Raw genomic sequence first — 18,433 nt, 5'->3', positions numbered from 1 at the left:
GTGCCTTTAGAGTGACGCATGTCTAGGAGATGATTCCCTGGGCATGCTCTAATTCGGCATAGGCTCCGTTTTTTGCAAGAAGTTCTTCCCGTGAACCTTGTTCCAGGATGCCTTTTCCTTCTACAACAGCGATTCGGTCTGCGTTGCGGATCGTAGAAAGTCTGTGTGCAATCACGATACAAGTCTTATCTTCACTGAGACGGTCGAGACTTTGCTGGATCTTCTGTTCTGTGACACTGTCCAGTGCGGAAGTAGCCTCATCTAAGATCAGGATTGGAGGGTTTTTTAGGAAGACTCGTGCGATAGAGATTCGCTGCTTTTGTCCTCCGGAGAGTACAACACCTCTTTCTCCGATATAAGTATTGTATTCGTCCGGCATCTGCATGATCTCATCATGAATCTCTGCCAGATGGGCGGCTCTCATGACTTCTGCATCCAAGGCATCCGGACGTCCATAGCGTATATTGTCCATAATCGTGCCGGCAAACATGAAGACATCCTGCTGGATGATTCCGATGTGTTTTCGCAGACTTTCCTGCGTAATATTCCGGATATCGATACCGTCAATCGTGATGGATCCGGAATCGACATCGTAGAATCTCGGAAGCAGATGGCATAATGTCGTCTTTCCACTTCCAGAGGAGCCGACAAGTGCGAATCTTTCGCCGGGGGCAATATCAAGATTGACATGTTCCAGAACCTCTGTGCCGTCATCATAAGAGAAGCATACATTATCATAGTGGATATGGCCTTCTATGTCCTTTAGTTCAATCGCATCTTCTTTATTATTGATCTGTGGCTGAGTACGCATGATTTCCAGAAAACGTTCGAAACCGGCAGAGCCTTGTGTGTAGATCTCCATAAATTGTGCAAGCTTGCGGACCGGAGCAGTAAAGGTTGAGACATATAGGGTAAATGTAATAAGATCTACGTAATCCATCTTCTGGTTCATGATCAGAAGTCCGCCGATTGCGATGACAGCGACCTGCATGATTCCTACGGTTGCTTCAACGCCTCCGTTAAAAAGTCCCATGGCTTTGTAATAGCCGACTTTGCTTTCTTTAAAATGCTGGTTGGCGATCGCAAATTTGGTCTCTTCAGAGTCCTCATTGGCAAATGCTTTGGCAGTACGGATTCCTGAGATTCCACTTTCGATGGCAGCGTTGATCTCGCCGGTCTTTTTCTTGACTTCGATATTGGCCTGCTGCATCTTCATGCGCTGGCGGATGGAAAATGCCAGACAAGCTGGAATCAACAGAAGCAGTACGAGACTTAATGGGATGTTGATTGTCAGAAGAACAGCAAGAGCACCGATAATCGTCAGAGTGCAGGTCAGAATGATTTCTGGACCATGGTGCGCAAGTTCGACGATCTCAAAAAGGTCATTGGTAACCCTTGCCAGTAACACACCGGTACGATTCTTATCAAAGTAACTGAAAGACAGAGACTGCATGTGTGTGAATACATCTTCCCGCATATCGGCTTCCACGAGAGTTCCCATGGTATGGCCGATGATCGTCACCAGATAATTAAATACAGCTTTCAAGATATATGCAAGAAACATGATCGCCATTACGACAAAAAATGTATGAAAAACATTTTGAGGCAGTAGGGTGTTCATAGACCATCTTGAGACATATGGGAAAATCAGATCGATCAATGCGATAATGACCGACAGGATCATATCAATGGCAAATCCTTTTTTGTGGGGGCGGATATAGGATGCGAAGACAGCCAGCTTTGATCCGTTGTAATTGATCGGTTTCTTTTTTGTATTATTTTCTTTACCTATAGAGGCATTCATATATATTCCTTCTTCCTGATTCAATCGTTCATATATAATAGTTTGCAGTGTTTCCTGCATATTCCAATCCAAAAACAATTTCATTATTAACATAATTGACAGAAAGTGTCAATAAATCGGGATCATTTCTTTTCAGAGATTCAGCAGCGTTATTGTAGTATCTCTTGACAGAACATAAAAAAAAGAGTTCAATTAATGTCAGGAGGAAATGTGATGGTGGAATTAAATGAAGAAATGAAACAGTATATGCTGCGGTTCGGATGGAAAAACCTGACGCTGGATATAGAAGAGATTACCAGTTGATGCGCTCCTCCGCGCAAGGAGATGTCAGTAGGAGTTACTGATAAGGCGAAGGAAGAGATGCAGGAAGAGGGCTATGTGTGTGAACAAAGCGAACTGGGCAATGTGTTCTATCCAGAGGAAGGAATTATTGTATCAGATAAAATAGTAGTAAAACGTATGGAATATCCGTGGCTTACCTGCTTTGAAGTGGAAGGGATTGAGATTATAAAGTCAGAAAGGGGAGTGGGAATATGATGATTTCAGATATATATAAAAATAAAAAGAGAAGCTTATCTTTTGAGATATTTCCGCCGAAAAAAGATGCAGAACTAAAAAATATTGATGAGACCCTGTCCATCTTGTGCGAATTAAAACCAGATTTTATCAGTGTGACATTTGGTGCGGGCGGCAGTTCTAACTGTAATCGGACCATTGAATTAGCGAAGAAAATCAAATATGAGTATCATGTGGAGCCGGTGGTCCATCTGACTTGTCTTTGCTATGATAAGGCAGAGATTGATGAATTTTCGAGAGTATTGATGCAGGAAGGAATGCAGAATATTCTTGCACTTCGGGGAGATCGGAATCCGAATGTCCCTGAAAAAGATGAATTCAAGCATGCGTCTGATCTGATTGCTTATCTGAAGGAAAAAGGCGATTTCTGCATTGCAGGGGCATGTTATCCAGAGTGTCATCCGGAATCAGAAAACAGGGTCATTGAGATGCGCAATCTAAAGAAAAAGGTAGATGCCGGAGCAGAAGTGCTTTTATCTCAGTTGTTTTTTGATAATGACCGTTTCTTTCGATTCGAAGAGGACTGTAGGATAGCCGGAATAGATGTGCCTGTGATTCCGGGAATCATGCCGGTGATCAATGCGGCACAGATTCAGAGAATGGTGACAATGTGCGGAGCGTCTTTCCCGGAACGTTTCCAGAAGATTATTGATAAATATGCAGATAATAAAGAAGCATTATTTGATGCAGGAATGTCTTATGCATTGAGCCAGATTATTGATCTTCTGACCAGTGATATTGATGGAATTCATCTGTATACTATGAATAATCCGGTGGTTGCAGGAAAGATCTGCGAAGGAATCCGGCATATTATATAGAATGAAAAGCCAGAATATAATAATTTGTACAAAAGAAAAAGATACATAGGAGGAAGAAAAGATGTGGCTTGGATTTGCAGTTGGCTCGGCTTTTTTTGCTGGCATCACATCTATTTTAGCAAAATGTGGAATTAAAAAGACAGATTCCAATGTGGCTACGGCAGTTCGTACATTTGTAGTATTGATATTCTCCTGGCTGATGGTATTTGTTGTCGGCTCTCAGAATCAATTAACTACATTATCGTTGAAAAATTTATTGTTTCTGGTATTGTCAGGCCTAGCTACCGGTGCCTCTTGGTTATGTTACTTTCATGCATTACAGATTGGAAATATCAATAAAGTAGTTCCGGTCGATAAGTTTAGTACGGTGCTTACGATCATCCTGGCATTTATTCTGTTGGGAGAGCCGGTTAGTATCTATAAATTAATGGGAATTGTAGGAATCGGTGTTGGAACTTGGCTGATGATCCAAAAAAAGGAAACGACAGAACCGAAAAAAGAAGGAAAAGGCTGGTTCTTTTATGCGCTGTTATCAGCAGTCTTTGCCAGTCTGACTTCTATTCTGGGAAAGGTCGGCATTACTGGAGTGGATTCGAACCTTGGAACTGCGATTCGAACGATTGTCGTATTGATTATGGCATGGGTGGTTGTGTTTGTGACAAAAAAGCAGAACGATGTAAGGTATCTGGACCGAAAAGAGCTGAGATATATTGTGCTGTCCGGTTTTGCAACCGGTGCTTCCTGGCTGTGCTATTACCGGGCTTTACAGACTGGACCAGCCAGCCTGATCGTACCGATTGATAAATTAAGTATTGTAGTTTCTATTATATTTTCTTATATTGTATTTAAAGAAAAATTATCGAAAAAGGCTCTCTTTGGGCTGCTTTGTATTGTTGGCGGAACACTGGTAATGCTGGTGGGATAGAGCCAAATGATTTGATTGAGAAAAGAGATGAATGATTGTGACAAAAAGTATGACGGAAGGCAGACCGTTAAGATTGATCTTACAGTTCGCCGTTCCGCTATTAATTGGCAATCTGTTGCAGCAGACATATAATCTGATAGATGCTGCGATTGTAGGAAGGGTACTGGGAACAAAAGCGCTGGCCAGTGTAGGAGCATCCAGCAGCGTGCAGTTCCTGGTACTTGGTTTTTGTATCGGGATCTGTGCAGGGTTCAGTGTGCCGGTAGCGAAGTTCTTTGGCGCTGAGAAATTAGAGAAGATGAGGGAATATATTTTCCACGCAGTTGTCTTGACCGTGTTTTTTGCATGTATCATCACAACGGTCTGCGCACTTTTGTGTGCGAAAATCTTGCACATCATGTCGGTGTCGGAGGATATCTATGAGAATGCATATCAGTACTTATTGATTATATTCCTGGGAATTCCATTTACGTTACTCTACAATCTATTGTCCAGCATTTTGAGGGCAGTAGGAGATAGCAGAACGCCATTTGTATTTCTTGCGATTTCCACAGGATTGAATATTTTGCTGGATTTATTCTGTATTATGGTGCTTGGCTTAGGATGTGCCGGTGCAGCGGCTGCGACCATAACTGCGCAGGCTGTCAGCGGTATTTTGTGTCTGGTATTTATATGGAAACGTGTGGAAGTTCTGAAGTTATCACACCGGAATTGTCGATGGAATGGTGCAGTTACAAAGAATCTTCTGGCCATGGGAATTCCGATGGGATTACAATATTCGATTACGGCAATTGGAAGTATGGTCATGCAGTCAGCAAATAATGGCTTAGGAAGCGTCTGTGTCTCAGGATTTACTGCAGGAGTAAGGATCAAGCAATTCACTATGTGCCCATTTGATGCTCTCGCAACAGCCGCCTCCGTATTCTGTGGGCAGAATCTGGGAGCAGGCAAGATAGACCGTATCCGAAAAGGAATTCTGCAGACTGCGGCAGTTGGTGTATTGTATGGAGGCCTGGTAGGACTTTTGTTGATATTTGAAGGACGGAACTTATCCATGATCTTTATCAGCAAAGAAGAGGTGGAAGTATTAGACGCAGCAGCGAAGTATCTGCGCTGCATGGGATATTTTTACTGGAGTCTGGGAATTCTGAACGTGTGCCGTATGAGCACACAAGGATTAGGATATTCTGGACGGGCAGTTTTTTCCGGAGTTACGGAAATGTTTGCCCGGTGTATCGTAAGTCTGGGGTTCGTTCAACGCTTTGGCTATACAGCAATCTGCTTCACAGACCAATCCGCATGGATTACCGCATGCTGTTATATCATACCAACATGTTATCTGTGTGTCAGACAGATTGCGAAAAAGGTAGAGGGCAATAGACAGATTGAGCAGAATAAAGTAAAATAACAGCAATAAATCACAGATGTTATGAAGGAAAGGAGCCTACGCATGGAACAGCAGGAAAAGGTTCATAAGAGACGTCCCCGTTATTCCGGGACACATCCAAAAAAATATAGTGAGAAATACAAAGAACTGAATCCAGAAAAATATGCAGATACGATTGAAAAGGTTATCCAAAAGGGTAGTACTCCGGCAGGGATGCACATTTCAATCTGTGTAAAGGAAATCTTAGATTTCCTCAAGATTCAGCCAGGGCAGAAGGGCCTGGATGCAACACTGGGTTACGGCGGACATACGCAGCAGATGTTACAATGCCTAGATGGCAAAGGGCATATCTATGCTCTGGATGTTGATCCGATTGAGTCTGTGAAAACAACAGAACGGCTGAGAAAGGCCGGTTATGGAGAAGATATTCTGACGGTTCGCCTTCAGAACTTTGCTGAGATTGATAAAGTGGCAGAAGAAGTGGGAAAATTTGATTTCATTTTGGCGGATCTCGGTGTATCATCCATGCAGATCGACAATCCTGACCGTGGATTTACCTATAAATTCGAAGGACCGTTGGATCTTCGGCTGAATCCAGAAAAGGGAATCAGCGCAGCAGAACGACTGCTGGAAGTAGAAGATGAAGAGCTGCAAGGAATGTTGGAAGAAAATTCGGATGAACCATATGCAGAAGAGATTACCAAGACAATTATGTCCTGGAGGCGAAAAGGAAAATGTCCTGAGACAACGATTCAACTAAAAGAAGCAATTGAAGAAGCATTGAGATTTCTCCCGGAAAATGAACGGAAAGAAGCCGTGAAAAAAGCATGTCAGAGAACATTTCAGGCATTGCGCATTGATGTAAACCGCGAGTTTGAGGTCTTATATGAATTCCTGGAAAAACTGCCGGATGTACTTGCACCTGGAGGAAGAGTGGCAATACTTACCTTCCATTCAGGCGAAGATCGTCTTGTGAAGAAGTCGTTTAAAAATTTCAAAAAAATGGGAATCTACAGTGACATTGCCAACGATGTGATTCGTTCTTCCGCAGAAGAATGTGCAAGAAACCCTCGTGCACGTTCTACAAAGATGCGTTGGGCAATACGGGCATAGAAGAGGAAGAGATAAGGGGAACACATGGAAGAAAAGAAAGTAAAAAAACAAGATTCTGTATGCACGGTGGCAAAGAAATGTGGAGGATGTGTATATCAGGGAATGCCTTATAAAGAACAGTTGAAAAGGAAACAGAAACAGGAAGAACAGCTTCTGAAGAAATTCTGTAAAGTAAGTCCGATCATCGGCATGAAAGATCCATATTATTATCGGAATAAAGTACATGCTGTTTTTGACCGGGACAGACGCGGTAATATTATTTCCGGTACTTATCAGGCCAATACGCACCGTGTGATTGCAGTGGAAGACTGTATGATCGAAGATAAAAAGAGTCAGGAGATCATTCGGACGATCCGGCATCTTTTGAAGTCCTTTAAGATTAAGACGTACGATGAAGATACCGGATACGGCCTCCTTCGCCATGTGATGGTCAGAAGAGGGTTCCAGACAGGAGAAATCATGGTTATCCTGGTACTGGGTTCACCAATACTTCCGTCAAAGAATAATTTCATCAAAGCGCTTCGGAAGGAACATCCAGAGATCACCACAATCATTCTGAATGTTAATGATAAGCAGACGAGTATGGTACTGGGAGAAAAAGAAAAGGTTATCTATGGACCGGGATTTATCCGGGATACGCTGTGTGGATGTACCTTCCGTATCTCCCCACAGTCTTTCTATCAGGTCAATCCCGTACAGACAGAAGTCCTGTATCAGACCGCCATGGAATATGCCGGCCTTCAGGGAAAAGAAAGCGTAATCGATGCATATTGTGGAATCGGAACTATCGGTATGGTGGCAGCAAAGCAGGCAAAACATGTCCTGGGGATAGAACTGAATAAGGATGCGGTGCGGGATGCTAAGATGAATGCCAAAGAGAATCAGATGAACAATATAGAATTCCGTCAGGGCGACGCAGGAAAGTTCATGGTAGATATGGCAAAAAAGCACCAGAAGGTGGATGTTGTATTCATGGATCCTCCGAGAGCCGGAAGTGATGAGAAATTCCTGTCATCGGTTGCGCAGATGGGACCGAAGAAAGTTGTATATGTATCTTGTAATCCTGTGACACTGGCACGAGACCTGAAATATATGGTGAAGCATGGGTATAAGGTGGAGAAGATACAGCCGGTTGATATGTTCCCGTTCTGCGATCACGTTGAGACGGTAGTATTGATGTCAAAGGTTACAGAATAATAGCCGCGAAAGCCCAGTAATACTGCGGTTTTCTGGCAATCGAGCGAATTTGGAATCGGACAGGACGAATGCTTCGCGGTAACTTATCCAAGGGTAAATCAGCTCAAAAAGTGTGAGAGTTGAGTTGCCACGATAGATGTCAATAAGTTGAGTTGCCGAGTTAGATGTTGGGGTAGTTGTGGCTGTGAGATAGATGTCAGGAAAAATAGGAGGAAGCGTTATGGCTTTTGATTATAAAAAAGAGTATAAGGAATTCTACATGCCAAAGAATAAACCGTCTATCGTGACTATTCCGGGCATGAACTATATTGCGGTTCGCGGACATGGCGATCCGAACGCGGAGGATGGAGAGTATAAGCAGTCTATCGGGCTGCTCTATGGTATCGCCTTCACGATCAAGATGAGCAAAAAGGGAGATCACCAGATTGATGGTTATTTCGATTATGTAGTCCCTCCGCTGGAAGGATTCTGGTGGCAGGATGGTGTCGCCGGGATCGACTATGCTCACAAAGAAAACTTCGAGTGGATCTCCGTCATTCGTTTGCCAGATTTCGTTACAAAGGTTGATTTTGACTGGGCGATTGAGGAAGCTACCAAGAAGAAAAAGACAGACTTTTCAAAGGTCGAATTTCTGACCTATGATGAGGGCTTGTGCGTTCAGTGCATACACATCGGTTCTTATGACGATGAGCCTGCCACTGTCGCACTTATGCATGAATACATGGAGCAGCAGGGCTATGTTCTGGATATTACAGAGCAGCGTTTGCATCATGAAATTTATCTGAGTGATGCCAGAAAGGTTGCGCCGGAGAAGTTAAAAACGGTGATCAGACATCCTATAAGGAAAGCGTGACAAGAATGAATGTAATATTGGAAAAGTGGACACATGAGTTTAAGCCTGAACTTATAAAGATTTGCAATGAAGTGGATCGCTCCTATCTGTCAAACCGATTACCCTATCCTTATACCGAGGAATCAGCGGATTGGTGGTTAGGAATGGTATCTGAGCACGATGGAAAGGACGGTATTTTTCGAGCAATTGTAGCTGATGGTAAAATTGTCGGAAACATCTCAGTTGAGCAAAAATCAGATGTCTACTGCAAGGACGGAGAGATCGGGTATCTGCTCTTGACAGATTGCTGGTCAAAGGGAATCATGACAGAAGCTGTTCGTCAGATTTGTGTCGCAGCTTTTTTGGAATTAGATATCATCCGCATCACAGGGCTTGTATATGCTCCGAATGTGGCATCACAGAGAGTGCTGGAGAAAAATAGCTTTATACGGGAAGGCACACAGAAAAGTGCTGTTTATAAAAATGGGCAAATTTATGATTTGTTTCTATATGCGAAGTTAAAGTAAAATGAGCTTTTCTGCACTCAACCAGCGGTAGAGTTGCAGGAAATCAACCTACGGTTCTTGTAAAAATATGATGATACCGGCTATGCTTGAGTCATGAAAGGAGGTGCCCGATATGGATCAAATCAATATTGGAAAATTCATAGCATCCTGCAGAAAGGAACAGGGCATGACTCAGGCAGTCCTTGCCGAGAAGCTCGGAATCAGTGACCGGGCGATATCAAAATGGGAGACTGGAAAGTCTATGCCAGATTCCGGGATTATGTTGGAGCTGTGTGAACTTCTGAAAATTAACGTCAACGAACTCCTGTCGGGCGAAAGAATTATGGCAGAAGCATATGACAAACGGGCAGAAGAAAACCTGCTGGCAATGAGGCGAGAGGTTGAGGAAAAGAACAGACAGATATACCTCAATTTAGTGATGGCTTGTATGGATATGCAGAAAATTGCAAATTTTATGATGAATTATCAGGAGCGGAATTATTTCATGATTTAAATCAAATATATAATAAAATGTTATCATTTAAAGCCTTAGGTTATTCTTCGTTAAAAGAATGGATTCCGCAAAACGTACCAATGATACAAATAACAAATACAAATCAAAACAAAGTTGATATTAATATTTCTTTTGATACTGTTAGAAGGGAAATTGAAAATATGTCAGCACTACCCGATGCTGAAATAAGGGAAATTTTAAGTAGAATAGATGAACTGGAAGCAATTGTTAAATCTTCAGAACGAAGGTCAAAAAAGTGGGAAAATGCAAAAGAGATAATTAAGTGGATTGCAGATAAAGGTGTTGATGTGGGAATTGCACTGTTGCCATTATTGTTACAAATTAAATAAAAAAGTATAATATATTTTATTTCCTACATATAAAAGTTTTAGATGGAGGAGATTGTGTATGAATCAAAAGTTTTATGATGAAATAAAAAATATTTTGAATACGGCAAGAAATAAAGTCTATCAAACTGCCAACTTTGCAATGGTTGAAGCATACTGGAATATCGGAAAATCAATCATAGAAGAACAGGGCGGTAATGAAAAGGCAGAGTATGGGACAGGTTTATTGAAAGAATTATCGAAACAAATGACTCAAGATTTTGGAAAAGGATTTACCGTCGCAAACTTGAAAAATATGCGGCAGTTTTATTTAACGTTTCCAAATGGCTACGCACTGCGTAGCGAATTGAGTTGGACGCATTATCGGCATCTGATGCGAGTGGAGAATGAAAATGCACGAGAATTTTATATGCAGGAAGCTGTAAAATCTCAATGGAGTACCAGACAACTTGAGCGCCAGATAAATTCTTTCTTTTATGAAAGGCTATTATCCAGTAAAAATAAAGAGCAAGTGGCAGCGGAAATTCAGACACTAGAGTCGGCGAAAAAACCAGAAGATGTTATTCGTGACCCATATGTGTTGGAATTTCTTGGACTGGCTCCTAATGATGATTTTTATGAAAGTGATTTAGAACAAGCGTTAATTACACATTTACAAAAATTTCTTTTGGAACTTGGCAGAGGATTTTCATTTGTCGCAAGACAGAAAAGAATAACGTTCGATGGACGTCATTTTAGAATTGACCTTGTATTTTATAATTACATCTTAAAATGCTTTGTCTTGATTGATTTGAAAGTTGGGGATTTAACACATCAGGATTTTAGGGCAGATGCAGATGTATGTTCATTATTATGAACGAGAGCTTATGAATGAGGGAGATAATCCACCGATTGGTATTGTGTTATGTGCGGACAAAAGTGAATCTGTGGTCAAATATACGTTGCCAGAAAATGAAACACAAATTTTTGCTTCTAAATATAAATTATACTTACCAAGTGAAGAAGAATTATTGAGGGAGTTAAATCAGGAATATCAAGCATTGGAAGCTGGTATAGTAGGGGAAGAGAATATTGACGGTGAGAAAGAAGAGTAGATTTTGCATCAGGGTGATGCAAAATTGATGATATATTTTGTGGTAAAATGGATGCACGAACGGTATTAGTGCTGTATAGATATAGCCAATATTTTCGTGATTATGTGGGGATATGATTTGAATTTGTACTCATGTCGAGAACGTGGTTTTGATGTCTAAAGTAGGTAAATGATAGCTAGAAAGTGGTGTATTTTCATGGTAAAAATTGATTTGGAGAAATGTATTGGCTGTGGGATGTGTAGTGTGGACTGTCTTGCTACGAATATTGAGATTAAGGATGGCAAAGCGAGCATTAAAAAAGAATGTATTCAATGTGGACATTGCGTAGCAATCTGCCCTGTTGGAGCTGTGTCTATACCAGAATATGAGATGGAAGATGTTGAGTCATGCAAAGGAGAGAACTCTCAATTAGATTCAGAGCAATTGCTTCAAAGTATTAAGTCTAGAAGAAGTATTCGTAATTATAAGCAAGAGAGAGTAGAACAGTGTAAAATGGAATTATTGGCGCAGGCGGGACGATATACAGCTACAGCAAAAAATAATCAGGATTGTTGTTTTATATTCATTCAGGAAGAACTGGAACAATTAAAGTCCATGGTCTGGGATTATATTAATGGCTTGGAACAGCAGGAAAAGAAAACTATAGCGAGAGAGCTACTTCCGTTTGTAGCTTTTAATCGGCGAAGAAAAGCGAATCCAGAGGATGACTTTTTGTTCAGGAATGCGCCGGCTGTAGTGTTTATTACTTCTGAATGGCCGCTGGATGCCGGACTGGCCGCTCAGAATATGGAGACTATGGCAGAGACATTGGGACTGGGCACGCTATATAATGGATATCTGGCAAGGATTGCGAATGCTAATATTGAATTAAAAAAATGGCTGGGTATTGAGGATAGAACGATTAAAGCATGTATGCTGCTTGGCTATCCAGATGTACACTATGTTCGGACCGCACCAAGGAAAAAGGCGAATGTTATCTGGAAATAAGTATTTTGCTTTTTTCATTCATATGTTATACTAATGAAAATACTTTAATAAAGTATAGAGGTGTGCAATGAATAAAAAGCAAGTAACGAATATTGAAGTAAAAAGAAATAATAGAAACCGCGTTTACCGTTTTATCTGCGGGCATGAGACTGTGTCAAATCCAGATATTTCTTATGAAACAAAGATGAGTCTTCCTACTGTGACACAGATTACGAAAGAACTGATTGAAAAGGGTTTAGTCGAAGAAGTGGGAGAGTTAAAATCCACAGGAGGAAGACGAGCAAAGGCATTATCCGCAGTTGCAAATGCAAAACAGGCTGTAGGATTAGATATTACAAAAAATCATATCAGCTTAGTGCTTACTAATTTAAAAGGAGAGATTTTGAGATATGTGCGCATCTATAAGCCTTTCATTGCGCAGAGAGAGTATTACTGCGAATTGAGTGAAATCTTGGAACAATTTTTAGATGAAAGCGATGCTGACAGAGAAAAGATACTGGGAGTAGGAATATCATTTCCTGGTATTGTTGATTTTGATAAAGAAATGGTCACTTATTCGCATATCTTGGGAGTTAAGGAATTGTCTTTTGATTATGTAAGTCAATTTTTCTCTTATCCGTGTTTCTTTTTAAATGATGCGAATGCGGGAGCGTATGCAGAAGGAATTCGATCAGAATGCCAAGATCGATTTTTTTATCTTTCTTTAAGTAATTCCGTGGGAGGAGCAATTTTTAATAATGGAGAATTGATACAAGGGAAGGCGTTCCGATGTGGAGAAGTTGGTCATATGACGGTCGTGATGGACGGAAAGCCCTGTTACTGCGGTAAGCAAGGGTGTCTGGATGCATATTGTTCAGCATCTTGTTTGTCCGATATGACAGGCGGAAAGTTAGAACAATTTTTTACGGGTCTGAAACAAGGAGAAAAAGAATTTGTTGATGCATGGAATATGTATATCACATATCTTGCCGTAGCAATCAATAATATTCACATGGTATTAGATTGTGATATTGTTTTAGGTGGTTATGTGGGAAGCTATGCGGGAGACTATATTCAGGATATATGGGAGAAGGTCTCTCAGAGAAATACTTTTGAGGAGAATACCAGATATGTACAAAATTGTACTTATAAGGTAGAGGCAGCAGCAGTAGGAGCATCTCTTAGAGTGATCGAGATGTTTGTGGAGCAAATATAACAGAGTGGATATTAATAAGAGAGATTTCAAAAAAGGAATCTCTTTTTTTAATGCAATTTTTACAAAAGTAGAATCTTGGATTTGGCGATACTGACGAAAAGCGGGAAATGTCTAATATCATGTTGACAAAATAAAAGTGAAGACATAATATTAAATACATAATAAAACTATTTAATAAAGTGTATAAAGAAGTAAAAGGAAAGAAGAGGTATTTCAAATGAATGAAAAGATGAAGGTTGCGGTTATGCTTGGAATTGGTAAAATGGGATTTGAAGAGCGAGAGATTCCAACTCCTAAAGATGATGAAGTGTTAGTAAAGTTAGAATATGTAGGAATCTGTGGAAGTGACTTGCATTATTATGAGACAGGAGCAATTGGAGATTATGTCGTTGAACCACCGTTTGTGCTTGGGCATGAACCGGGCGGAACTGTCGTAAGTGTTGGAAAGAGTGTAAAGCATCTGAAAGTCGGAGATCGGGTAGCGCTGGAACCAGGAAAGACTTGTGGACATTGTGAATTTTGTAAGACGGGTCGTTATAATCTGTGCCCGGACGTTGTGTTTTTTGCAACTCCTCCGGTGGATGGAGTTTTCCAGGAATATGTGGCGCATGAGGCTGATCTGTGTTTCAAACTGCCAGATAATGTAAGTACGCTTGAAGGCGCTCTGATTGAACCGCTGGCTGTAGGATTTCATGCTGCAATGCAGGGTGGCGCGAGAACAGGACAGACAGCAGTAGTGATGGGAGCAGGATGTATTGGCCTTGTAACGATGATGGCGTTAAAAGCTATGGGTGTGTCAAAAGTATATGTAGTTGATATTATGGAAAAACGTCTCGAAAAAGCAATGGAATTAGGTGCAGATGGTGTGATTAACGGAAAAGAAAAAGATGCTGTAGAAGAAGTTAGAAGATTGACAGATGGAAAAGGATGTGATCTGGCAATTGAAACAGCAGGAACACAGTTGACAACTGTACAGACCATCCACATGACCAAAAAAGGCGCTACGATCGTATTGGTGGGATATAGTAAGAGTGGAGAGATGACTCTGCCAATGAGCCTTGCATTAGACAAGGAATTGACTTTTAAGACAGTCTTCCGTTATCGTCATATTTATCCAATGGCAATTGATGCAGTTGCTTCTGGAAAAGTCAATCTGAAAGGAATTGTAACAGATGTATTTGGATTAGACGATGTACAGAAAGCAATGGATTACAGCGTGAATAACAAAGCGGATATTGTAAAAGCAGTGATTCGTATATCAGAAGAAAGACAGGGTAAATAGGAGGTTCATATGGAGCAGAAAGATACGAATGTAAAGGTCCCTTTAATCAGCAAAATTGCTTATGGAATGGGCGATGTAGGATGTAATTTTAGCTAGATGTTTGTGGGAAACTTTTTAATGATTTTTTATACGGATGTATTTGGTATCAGTATGACAGCAGTGGCAGGATTGATGTTATTTTCCCGTTTTTGGGATGCAATTAATGATCCGGTTATTGGAGGGTTAAGCGATAAGACGCATACCAGATGGGGAAGGTATCGTCCTTGGCTATTGATAGGTGCACCTTTGACTGCTATTGTATTAATGCTGACATTCTGGGCACATCCAAACTGGTCACCTACAGCAAAGATTATCTATATGGCAATTACATATTGTATTCTTGTCTTAGGGTATACATGTGTGAATATTCCTTATGGTACCTTATGTGGAGCTATGACACAGAATATTGAAGAACGTGCAAAAATCAATACTTTTCGTTCAGTAAGTGCTATGGTTGCGATTGGAATTATTAATATTGTAACGGTTCCACTGATTACAGCACTGGGAAATGGAAACGATAAAAGAGGCTATCTTTTGATTGCCATTTTATATGGATGCATTTTTGCAATCTGTCATATCTTTTGCTTTGCCAAAACAAAAGAAGTGGTGGAAGTGCCGGAAAAGAAAAAAATATCTTTAAACGTACAGTTATCCGCGGTAGCAAAGAATAAGCCATATATGATTGCCGTAGCAGGACAGTTTTTATTTGGAGTAACTTTGTATGGAAGAAATGCAGATGCATTGTATTATTTTACTTATGTAGAAGGAAATAAGGCATTATTTAGTACATACTCGTTGTTTATTATCATTCCTTCCATTATTGGGGCTGCCTGTTTTCCACTTGTGTTTAAATGGACAAATAACAAAGGCCGTTCCGCTTCTATCTTTGCGTTGCTGACTGGAATTAGTATAATCAGCATGTACTTTTTTACGGCTGGAGAGTCTCCGGTTCCGTTTTATCTGTTTTCTTGTTTGGCACAGTTTTTCTTCTCTGGTTTCAATACCGCTATTTATGCGATTGTTCCGGATTGTGTAGAATATGGGGAATGGAAAACAGGACTTCGTAATGATGGTTTTCAGTATGCATTTATTTCTTTGGGAAATAAAGTTGGAATGGCAATAGGAACTTCTGTACTGGCAGGAATTCTTGGAGTTTTTGGATACGTAGCGAATCAGCAGCAGAATGCAGCTGTATTAGCTGTAATCAAACACGCTTTTACGACAGTACCTGGAGTATTATGGATTATTACAGCACTTGTATTATATTTCTATCGCCTGAATAAAAAAGTATATAACAAAATTATAAAGGAAATTCAGGAACGGAATAATATTTGAGAAAACAGCAGAGATAGGCTATAATAGCTATGAATGTTAGTTGTTATGGTCGGAGGAATGTTATGGATTATGAAGCTTTGCTGAATGAGGTCTTGGATATAGGAAAAGAAATGGTGAAATGTGGTGCGGAGACGAATCGTGCAGAGGACAGTATCTATCGTATGATGGAAAGTTATGATGTCGAACAGTGCAATGTGTTCGTGATTCAGAGTAATATCCAGGCAACAATCAAACCAGTAGGAGGATCGTATATCACACAGATTCGAAGGGTACATAAGACGGGATTCAATTATGACCGACTGGATTATCTGAATAATCTGTCCCGTTATATCTGTAAAAATCGTCCTTCAGTGGAAGAGATTCATGAGAAATACGAGGAAGTCATGAACCGAAAGCCACAGCCGGTCTATTTTCGCTATCTGGCGGCAATCTTGGGTGGTGTCGGATTCGGTGTCTACTTTGGCTGTGATTTTGTGGACAGTTGTGTCGGTATTGTAATCTGTACACTGGTGGAAGTTTATCTGGGAGATATTCTTGATAAAAAGGAGAATAACCTTGTAGTATACAATATTATCATTGCATTCCTGTCATCGGCGGCAGTTTTTCTGGCAGCAGAATTCGGCTTGGGTCATCATCCGGATCGGATTATATTAGGATTGAATATGGTTCTGATCAGTGGACTGGGTGTGGCAAATGGAATCCGGGATGTTCTGGACCGTGCATATATTTCAGGGATCCTGAATATTATTCATGCCTGTCTGGGTGCGGTTGCAATTGCATGTGGGACAGGTCTTGCCATGTTATTATTTGAGGGTAACATCTATGAGATGTATATTGCGCCAAGTGTGGTGGTGCAGCTGATATCCTGCGGTGTGGCCAGTATGGGATTTGCATTGGTATTCCGGGCTGCACCCAGACAATCCTTTTGGGCAGGCGTGGGAGGATTGGTTAACTGTGGCTGTTATCTGCTGGTGATTCATTTCTATGGAAATAATCTGCCAGCCATCATGGCAGGAGCGACTTTTGTGGCGGCATATGCCTATGCAATGTCCAGAATACATAAGGCTCCGGCTACCATTTTTCTTACAACATCTATTATGCCCGTGATACCGGGAGCAACGTTATTCTATATGATGCATGGAATCGTGCAGTCAGATTATGTGATGGCAAGAGAACAGACGATATTACTGGGACAGACCTGCATGGCGATTGCATTTGGATTCCTGATTGTAGAGATTGCGACACGTTATGTGTTTGAGAAAAAACGTTAACCAGAAAAGTTTCCTGTTGGTTGATTTAATTTCATAAAGTATCGTATGGCTCCATTGAAGCGTCATTCGTCCTCTGATACTATATATAGTAAGGAGGGCGAATTTTTTATGTATGGATTTCATTTATCAGACAATATAGTCCGGCTGCGGCGTGAGCGGAAAATGACGCAGGAAGAGGTGGCGGATTTTATAGGAGTTACAAAAGCTTCGGTGTCAAAATGGGAGAATCAGCAGAGTACACCGGATATCATGTTGCTGCCGCAGCTGGCAGCGCTGTTCGATGTGACGGTAGATGAACTGATGGGGTACGAAGCGCAGATGTCTAAGGAGCAGATCCGCCGTTGTTATCTGGAGCTTACGAACAATTTTACAAAAATGCCGTTTCAGGAAGCGATGGATAAAGTCCGGGAACTGACTCATCGATATTATTCCTGTTATCCGTTCCTTATGCAGGTATGTGTCTTGCATCTGAATCACTTCATGCTGGCAGAGACGGAAGAAGAAAGACAGCAGATCCTGCGGGAAACAGTGGTAATCTGTGACCGGATTCTGGAACGGTGCAGTGATGTCGGTATCTGTAACGATGCCATATCTATGAAGGCAGTAATAAAACTTCAGATGGGTAATATGGCAGAAGTTATTGAAATGCTGGAACCTGTGGCAGATTCGTTTCAGATATCGGAACAAAATGATATGCTTCTGATACAGGCATACCAGATGGCAGGAGAACTGGAAAAAGCGAAAAGTTATACGCAGATCCGACAGTATCTTTCTATGTTAAAGCTGGTGAATACAGCAATGTCAGACCTATCCCTGTACATGCAGGATATGAAACGATGTGAAGAGACGATACGGCGTATGAAAGGAATGATGAAGCTGTATCAGTTAGAACAGCTTCACCCGAATCAGGCGGCCCAATGTTATTATCAGATGGCAGTTGTCTATGCGGTTCAAGATAAGAGAGAAGAAGCATTGGAGGAACTGAAGCATTTTGAGCAATGTGTATGTTCACTTCTGGAGAGTGAGCAGGTGTTTCTTCATGGGGATGCTTACTTTGATCGATTGGAGGAGTGGATTGAGCAGCTTCCACTTGGAGACCAGACGCCAAGGGACAGAGCATTTGTCAGACAGAATGTAGTGCAGGCATTGTCGCATTCTGCGTTTACAGTACTAAAAGACATGGAAGAATATCAAAATATGATTCACCATAT

General features: G+C 41.1%; 16 protein-coding genes and 2 pseudogenes. 17 read left to right on the top strand and 1 reads right to left on the bottom strand.

Annotated elements, in window-relative coordinates; all coding sequences use genetic code 11:
- Positions 1–22: 22 nt before the first annotated feature.
- Complete coding sequence (locus ACQRD1_RS12350; RefSeq protein ID WP_235233828.1) at positions 23–1,804, bottom strand: ABC transporter ATP-binding protein; 1,782 nt, start codon at positions 1,802–1,804, stop codon at positions 23–25.
- Positions 1,805–2,128: 324 nt separating this feature from the next.
- Between ACQRD1_RS12350 and ACQRD1_RS12345 the strand changes: the two genes are divergently transcribed.
- The 17 genes and pseudogenes from ACQRD1_RS12345 to ACQRD1_RS12265 form a co-directional block, all read left to right on the top strand.
- Positions 2,129–2,341, top strand: a complete 213-nt coding sequence (locus ACQRD1_RS12345; RefSeq protein WP_235233829.1) for a hypothetical protein — start codon at positions 2,129–2,131, stop codon at positions 2,339–2,341.
- The gene (gene metF, locus ACQRD1_RS12340; protein ID WP_235233831.1) at positions 2,338–3,198 is read left to right on the top strand and encodes a methylenetetrahydrofolate reductase [NAD(P)H]; all 861 of its coding nucleotides are present in this window, start codon (positions 2,338–2,340) and stop codon (positions 3,196–3,198) included. Before ACQRD1_RS12345 ends, metF begins: the two co-directional genes overlap by 4 nt.
- A 61-nt stretch (positions 3,199–3,259) precedes the next feature.
- Positions 3,260–4,123 (top strand): EamA family transporter, encoded by an 864-nt coding sequence (locus ACQRD1_RS12335; protein WP_235233832.1) that lies wholly within the window; start codon positions 3,260–3,262, stop codon positions 4,121–4,123.
- A gap of 37 nt (positions 4,124–4,160) precedes the next feature.
- Positions 4,161–5,531 (top strand): MATE family efflux transporter, encoded by a 1,371-nt coding sequence (locus ACQRD1_RS12330; RefSeq protein ID WP_235233833.1) that lies wholly within the window; start codon positions 4,161–4,163, stop codon positions 5,529–5,531.
- 42 nt (positions 5,532–5,573) lie between these two features.
- Complete coding sequence (rsmH, locus tag ACQRD1_RS12325; RefSeq protein WP_235233834.1) at positions 5,574–6,623, top strand: 16S rRNA (cytosine(1402)-N(4))-methyltransferase RsmH; 1,050 nt, start codon at positions 5,574–5,576, stop codon at positions 6,621–6,623.
- A 24-nt stretch (positions 6,624–6,647) separates the two neighbouring features.
- Complete coding sequence (gene rlmD, locus ACQRD1_RS12320) at positions 6,648–7,820, top strand: 23S rRNA (uracil(1939)-C(5))-methyltransferase RlmD (protein ID WP_235233835.1); 1,173 nt, start codon at positions 6,648–6,650, stop codon at positions 7,818–7,820.
- Positions 7,821–8,040: 220 nt separating this feature from the next.
- Positions 8,041–8,673: a GyrI-like domain-containing protein gene (locus ACQRD1_RS12315; RefSeq protein WP_235233836.1), complete on the top strand. Its 633-nt coding sequence runs from the start codon at positions 8,041–8,043 to the stop codon at positions 8,671–8,673.
- 5 nt (positions 8,674–8,678) lie between these two features.
- Positions 8,679–9,179 (top strand): GNAT family N-acetyltransferase, encoded by a 501-nt coding sequence (locus ACQRD1_RS12310; protein WP_235233837.1) that lies wholly within the window; start codon positions 8,679–8,681, stop codon positions 9,177–9,179.
- Positions 9,180–9,291: 112 nt separating this feature from the next.
- Positions 9,292–9,672: a helix-turn-helix domain-containing protein gene (locus ACQRD1_RS12305; RefSeq protein ID WP_235233839.1), complete on the top strand. Its 381-nt coding sequence runs from the start codon at positions 9,292–9,294 to the stop codon at positions 9,670–9,672.
- 17 nt (positions 9,673–9,689) lie between these two features.
- A complete protein-coding gene (locus ACQRD1_RS12300) occupies positions 9,690–10,022 on the top strand; it encodes a hypothetical protein (RefSeq protein WP_235233841.1) in 333 nt (110 codons plus the stop codon).
- A 58-nt stretch (positions 10,023–10,080) separates the two neighbouring features.
- Positions 10,081–11,113 (top strand): annotated as a pseudogene (locus ACQRD1_RS12295) (PDDEXK nuclease domain-containing protein).
- A 195-nt stretch (positions 11,114–11,308) separates the two neighbouring features.
- A complete protein-coding gene (locus ACQRD1_RS12290) occupies positions 11,309–12,100 on the top strand; it encodes a nitroreductase family protein (protein ID WP_235233844.1) in 792 nt (263 codons plus the stop codon).
- A 67-nt stretch (positions 12,101–12,167) separates the two neighbouring features.
- Positions 12,168–13,295: an ROK family transcriptional regulator gene (locus ACQRD1_RS12285; RefSeq protein ID WP_235233846.1), complete on the top strand. Its 1,128-nt coding sequence runs from the start codon at positions 12,168–12,170 to the stop codon at positions 13,293–13,295.
- Between the two features lie 217 nt (positions 13,296–13,512).
- Positions 13,513–14,577, top strand: a complete 1,065-nt coding sequence (locus ACQRD1_RS12280) for an NAD(P)-dependent alcohol dehydrogenase (protein ID WP_235234263.1) — start codon at positions 13,513–13,515, stop codon at positions 14,575–14,577.
- A 9-nt stretch (positions 14,578–14,586) separates the two neighbouring features.
- Positions 14,587–15,951 (top strand): annotated as a pseudogene (locus ACQRD1_RS12275) (MFS transporter).
- A 62-nt stretch (positions 15,952–16,013) separates the two neighbouring features.
- A complete protein-coding gene (locus ACQRD1_RS12270) occupies positions 16,014–17,222 on the top strand; it encodes a threonine/serine ThrE exporter family protein (protein WP_235234261.1) in 1,209 nt (402 codons plus the stop codon).
- A gap of 108 nt (positions 17,223–17,330) precedes the next feature.
- Positions 17,331–18,433, top strand: a 1,103-nt coding sequence (locus ACQRD1_RS12265) for a helix-turn-helix domain-containing protein (RefSeq protein ID WP_427787646.1), incomplete at its 3' end; no start/stop codon positions are given.

The sequence above is a fragment of the Bariatricus sp. SGI.019 genome (assembly GCF_050315235.1).
Taxonomy (GTDB): Bacteria; Bacillota; Clostridia; order Lachnospirales; family Lachnospiraceae; genus JAFBIX01.
Note: the sequence above shows the minus strand (reverse complement) of the source record. Positions and strands in the feature narration are given on the sequence as shown.

Coding starts and splice junctions, on each gene's coding strand:
- ACQRD1_RS12350 (WP_235233828.1), bottom strand. CDS start 1,804: ATGAATGCCTCTATAGGTAAAGAAAATAATACAAAAAAGAAACCGATC.
- ACQRD1_RS12345 (WP_235233829.1), top strand. CDS start 2,129: ATGTCAGTAGGAGTTACTGATAAGGCGAAGGAAGAGATGCAGGAAGAG.
- metF (WP_235233831.1), top strand. CDS start 2,338: ATGATGATTTCAGATATATATAAAAATAAAAAGAGAAGCTTATCTTTT.
- ACQRD1_RS12335 (WP_235233832.1), top strand. CDS start 3,260: ATGTGGCTTGGATTTGCAGTTGGCTCGGCTTTTTTTGCTGGCATCACA.
- rsmH (WP_235233834.1), top strand. CDS start 5,574: ATGGAACAGCAGGAAAAGGTTCATAAGAGACGTCCCCGTTATTCCGGG.
- rlmD (WP_235233835.1), top strand. CDS start 6,648: ATGGAAGAAAAGAAAGTAAAAAAACAAGATTCTGTATGCACGGTGGCA.
- ACQRD1_RS12315 (WP_235233836.1), top strand. CDS start 8,041: ATGGCTTTTGATTATAAAAAAGAGTATAAGGAATTCTACATGCCAAAG.
- ACQRD1_RS12310 (WP_235233837.1), top strand. CDS start 8,679: ATGAATGTAATATTGGAAAAGTGGACACATGAGTTTAAGCCTGAACTT.
- ACQRD1_RS12305 (WP_235233839.1), top strand. CDS start 9,292: ATGGATCAAATCAATATTGGAAAATTCATAGCATCCTGCAGAAAGGAA.
- ACQRD1_RS12300 (WP_235233841.1), top strand. CDS start 9,690: ATGTTATCATTTAAAGCCTTAGGTTATTCTTCGTTAAAAGAATGGATT.
- ACQRD1_RS12290 (WP_235233844.1), top strand. CDS start 11,309: ATGGTAAAAATTGATTTGGAGAAATGTATTGGCTGTGGGATGTGTAGT.
- ACQRD1_RS12285 (WP_235233846.1), top strand. CDS start 12,168: ATGAATAAAAAGCAAGTAACGAATATTGAAGTAAAAAGAAATAATAGA.
- ACQRD1_RS12280 (WP_235234263.1), top strand. CDS start 13,513: ATGAATGAAAAGATGAAGGTTGCGGTTATGCTTGGAATTGGTAAAATG.
- ACQRD1_RS12270 (WP_235234261.1), top strand. CDS start 16,014: ATGGATTATGAAGCTTTGCTGAATGAGGTCTTGGATATAGGAAAAGAA.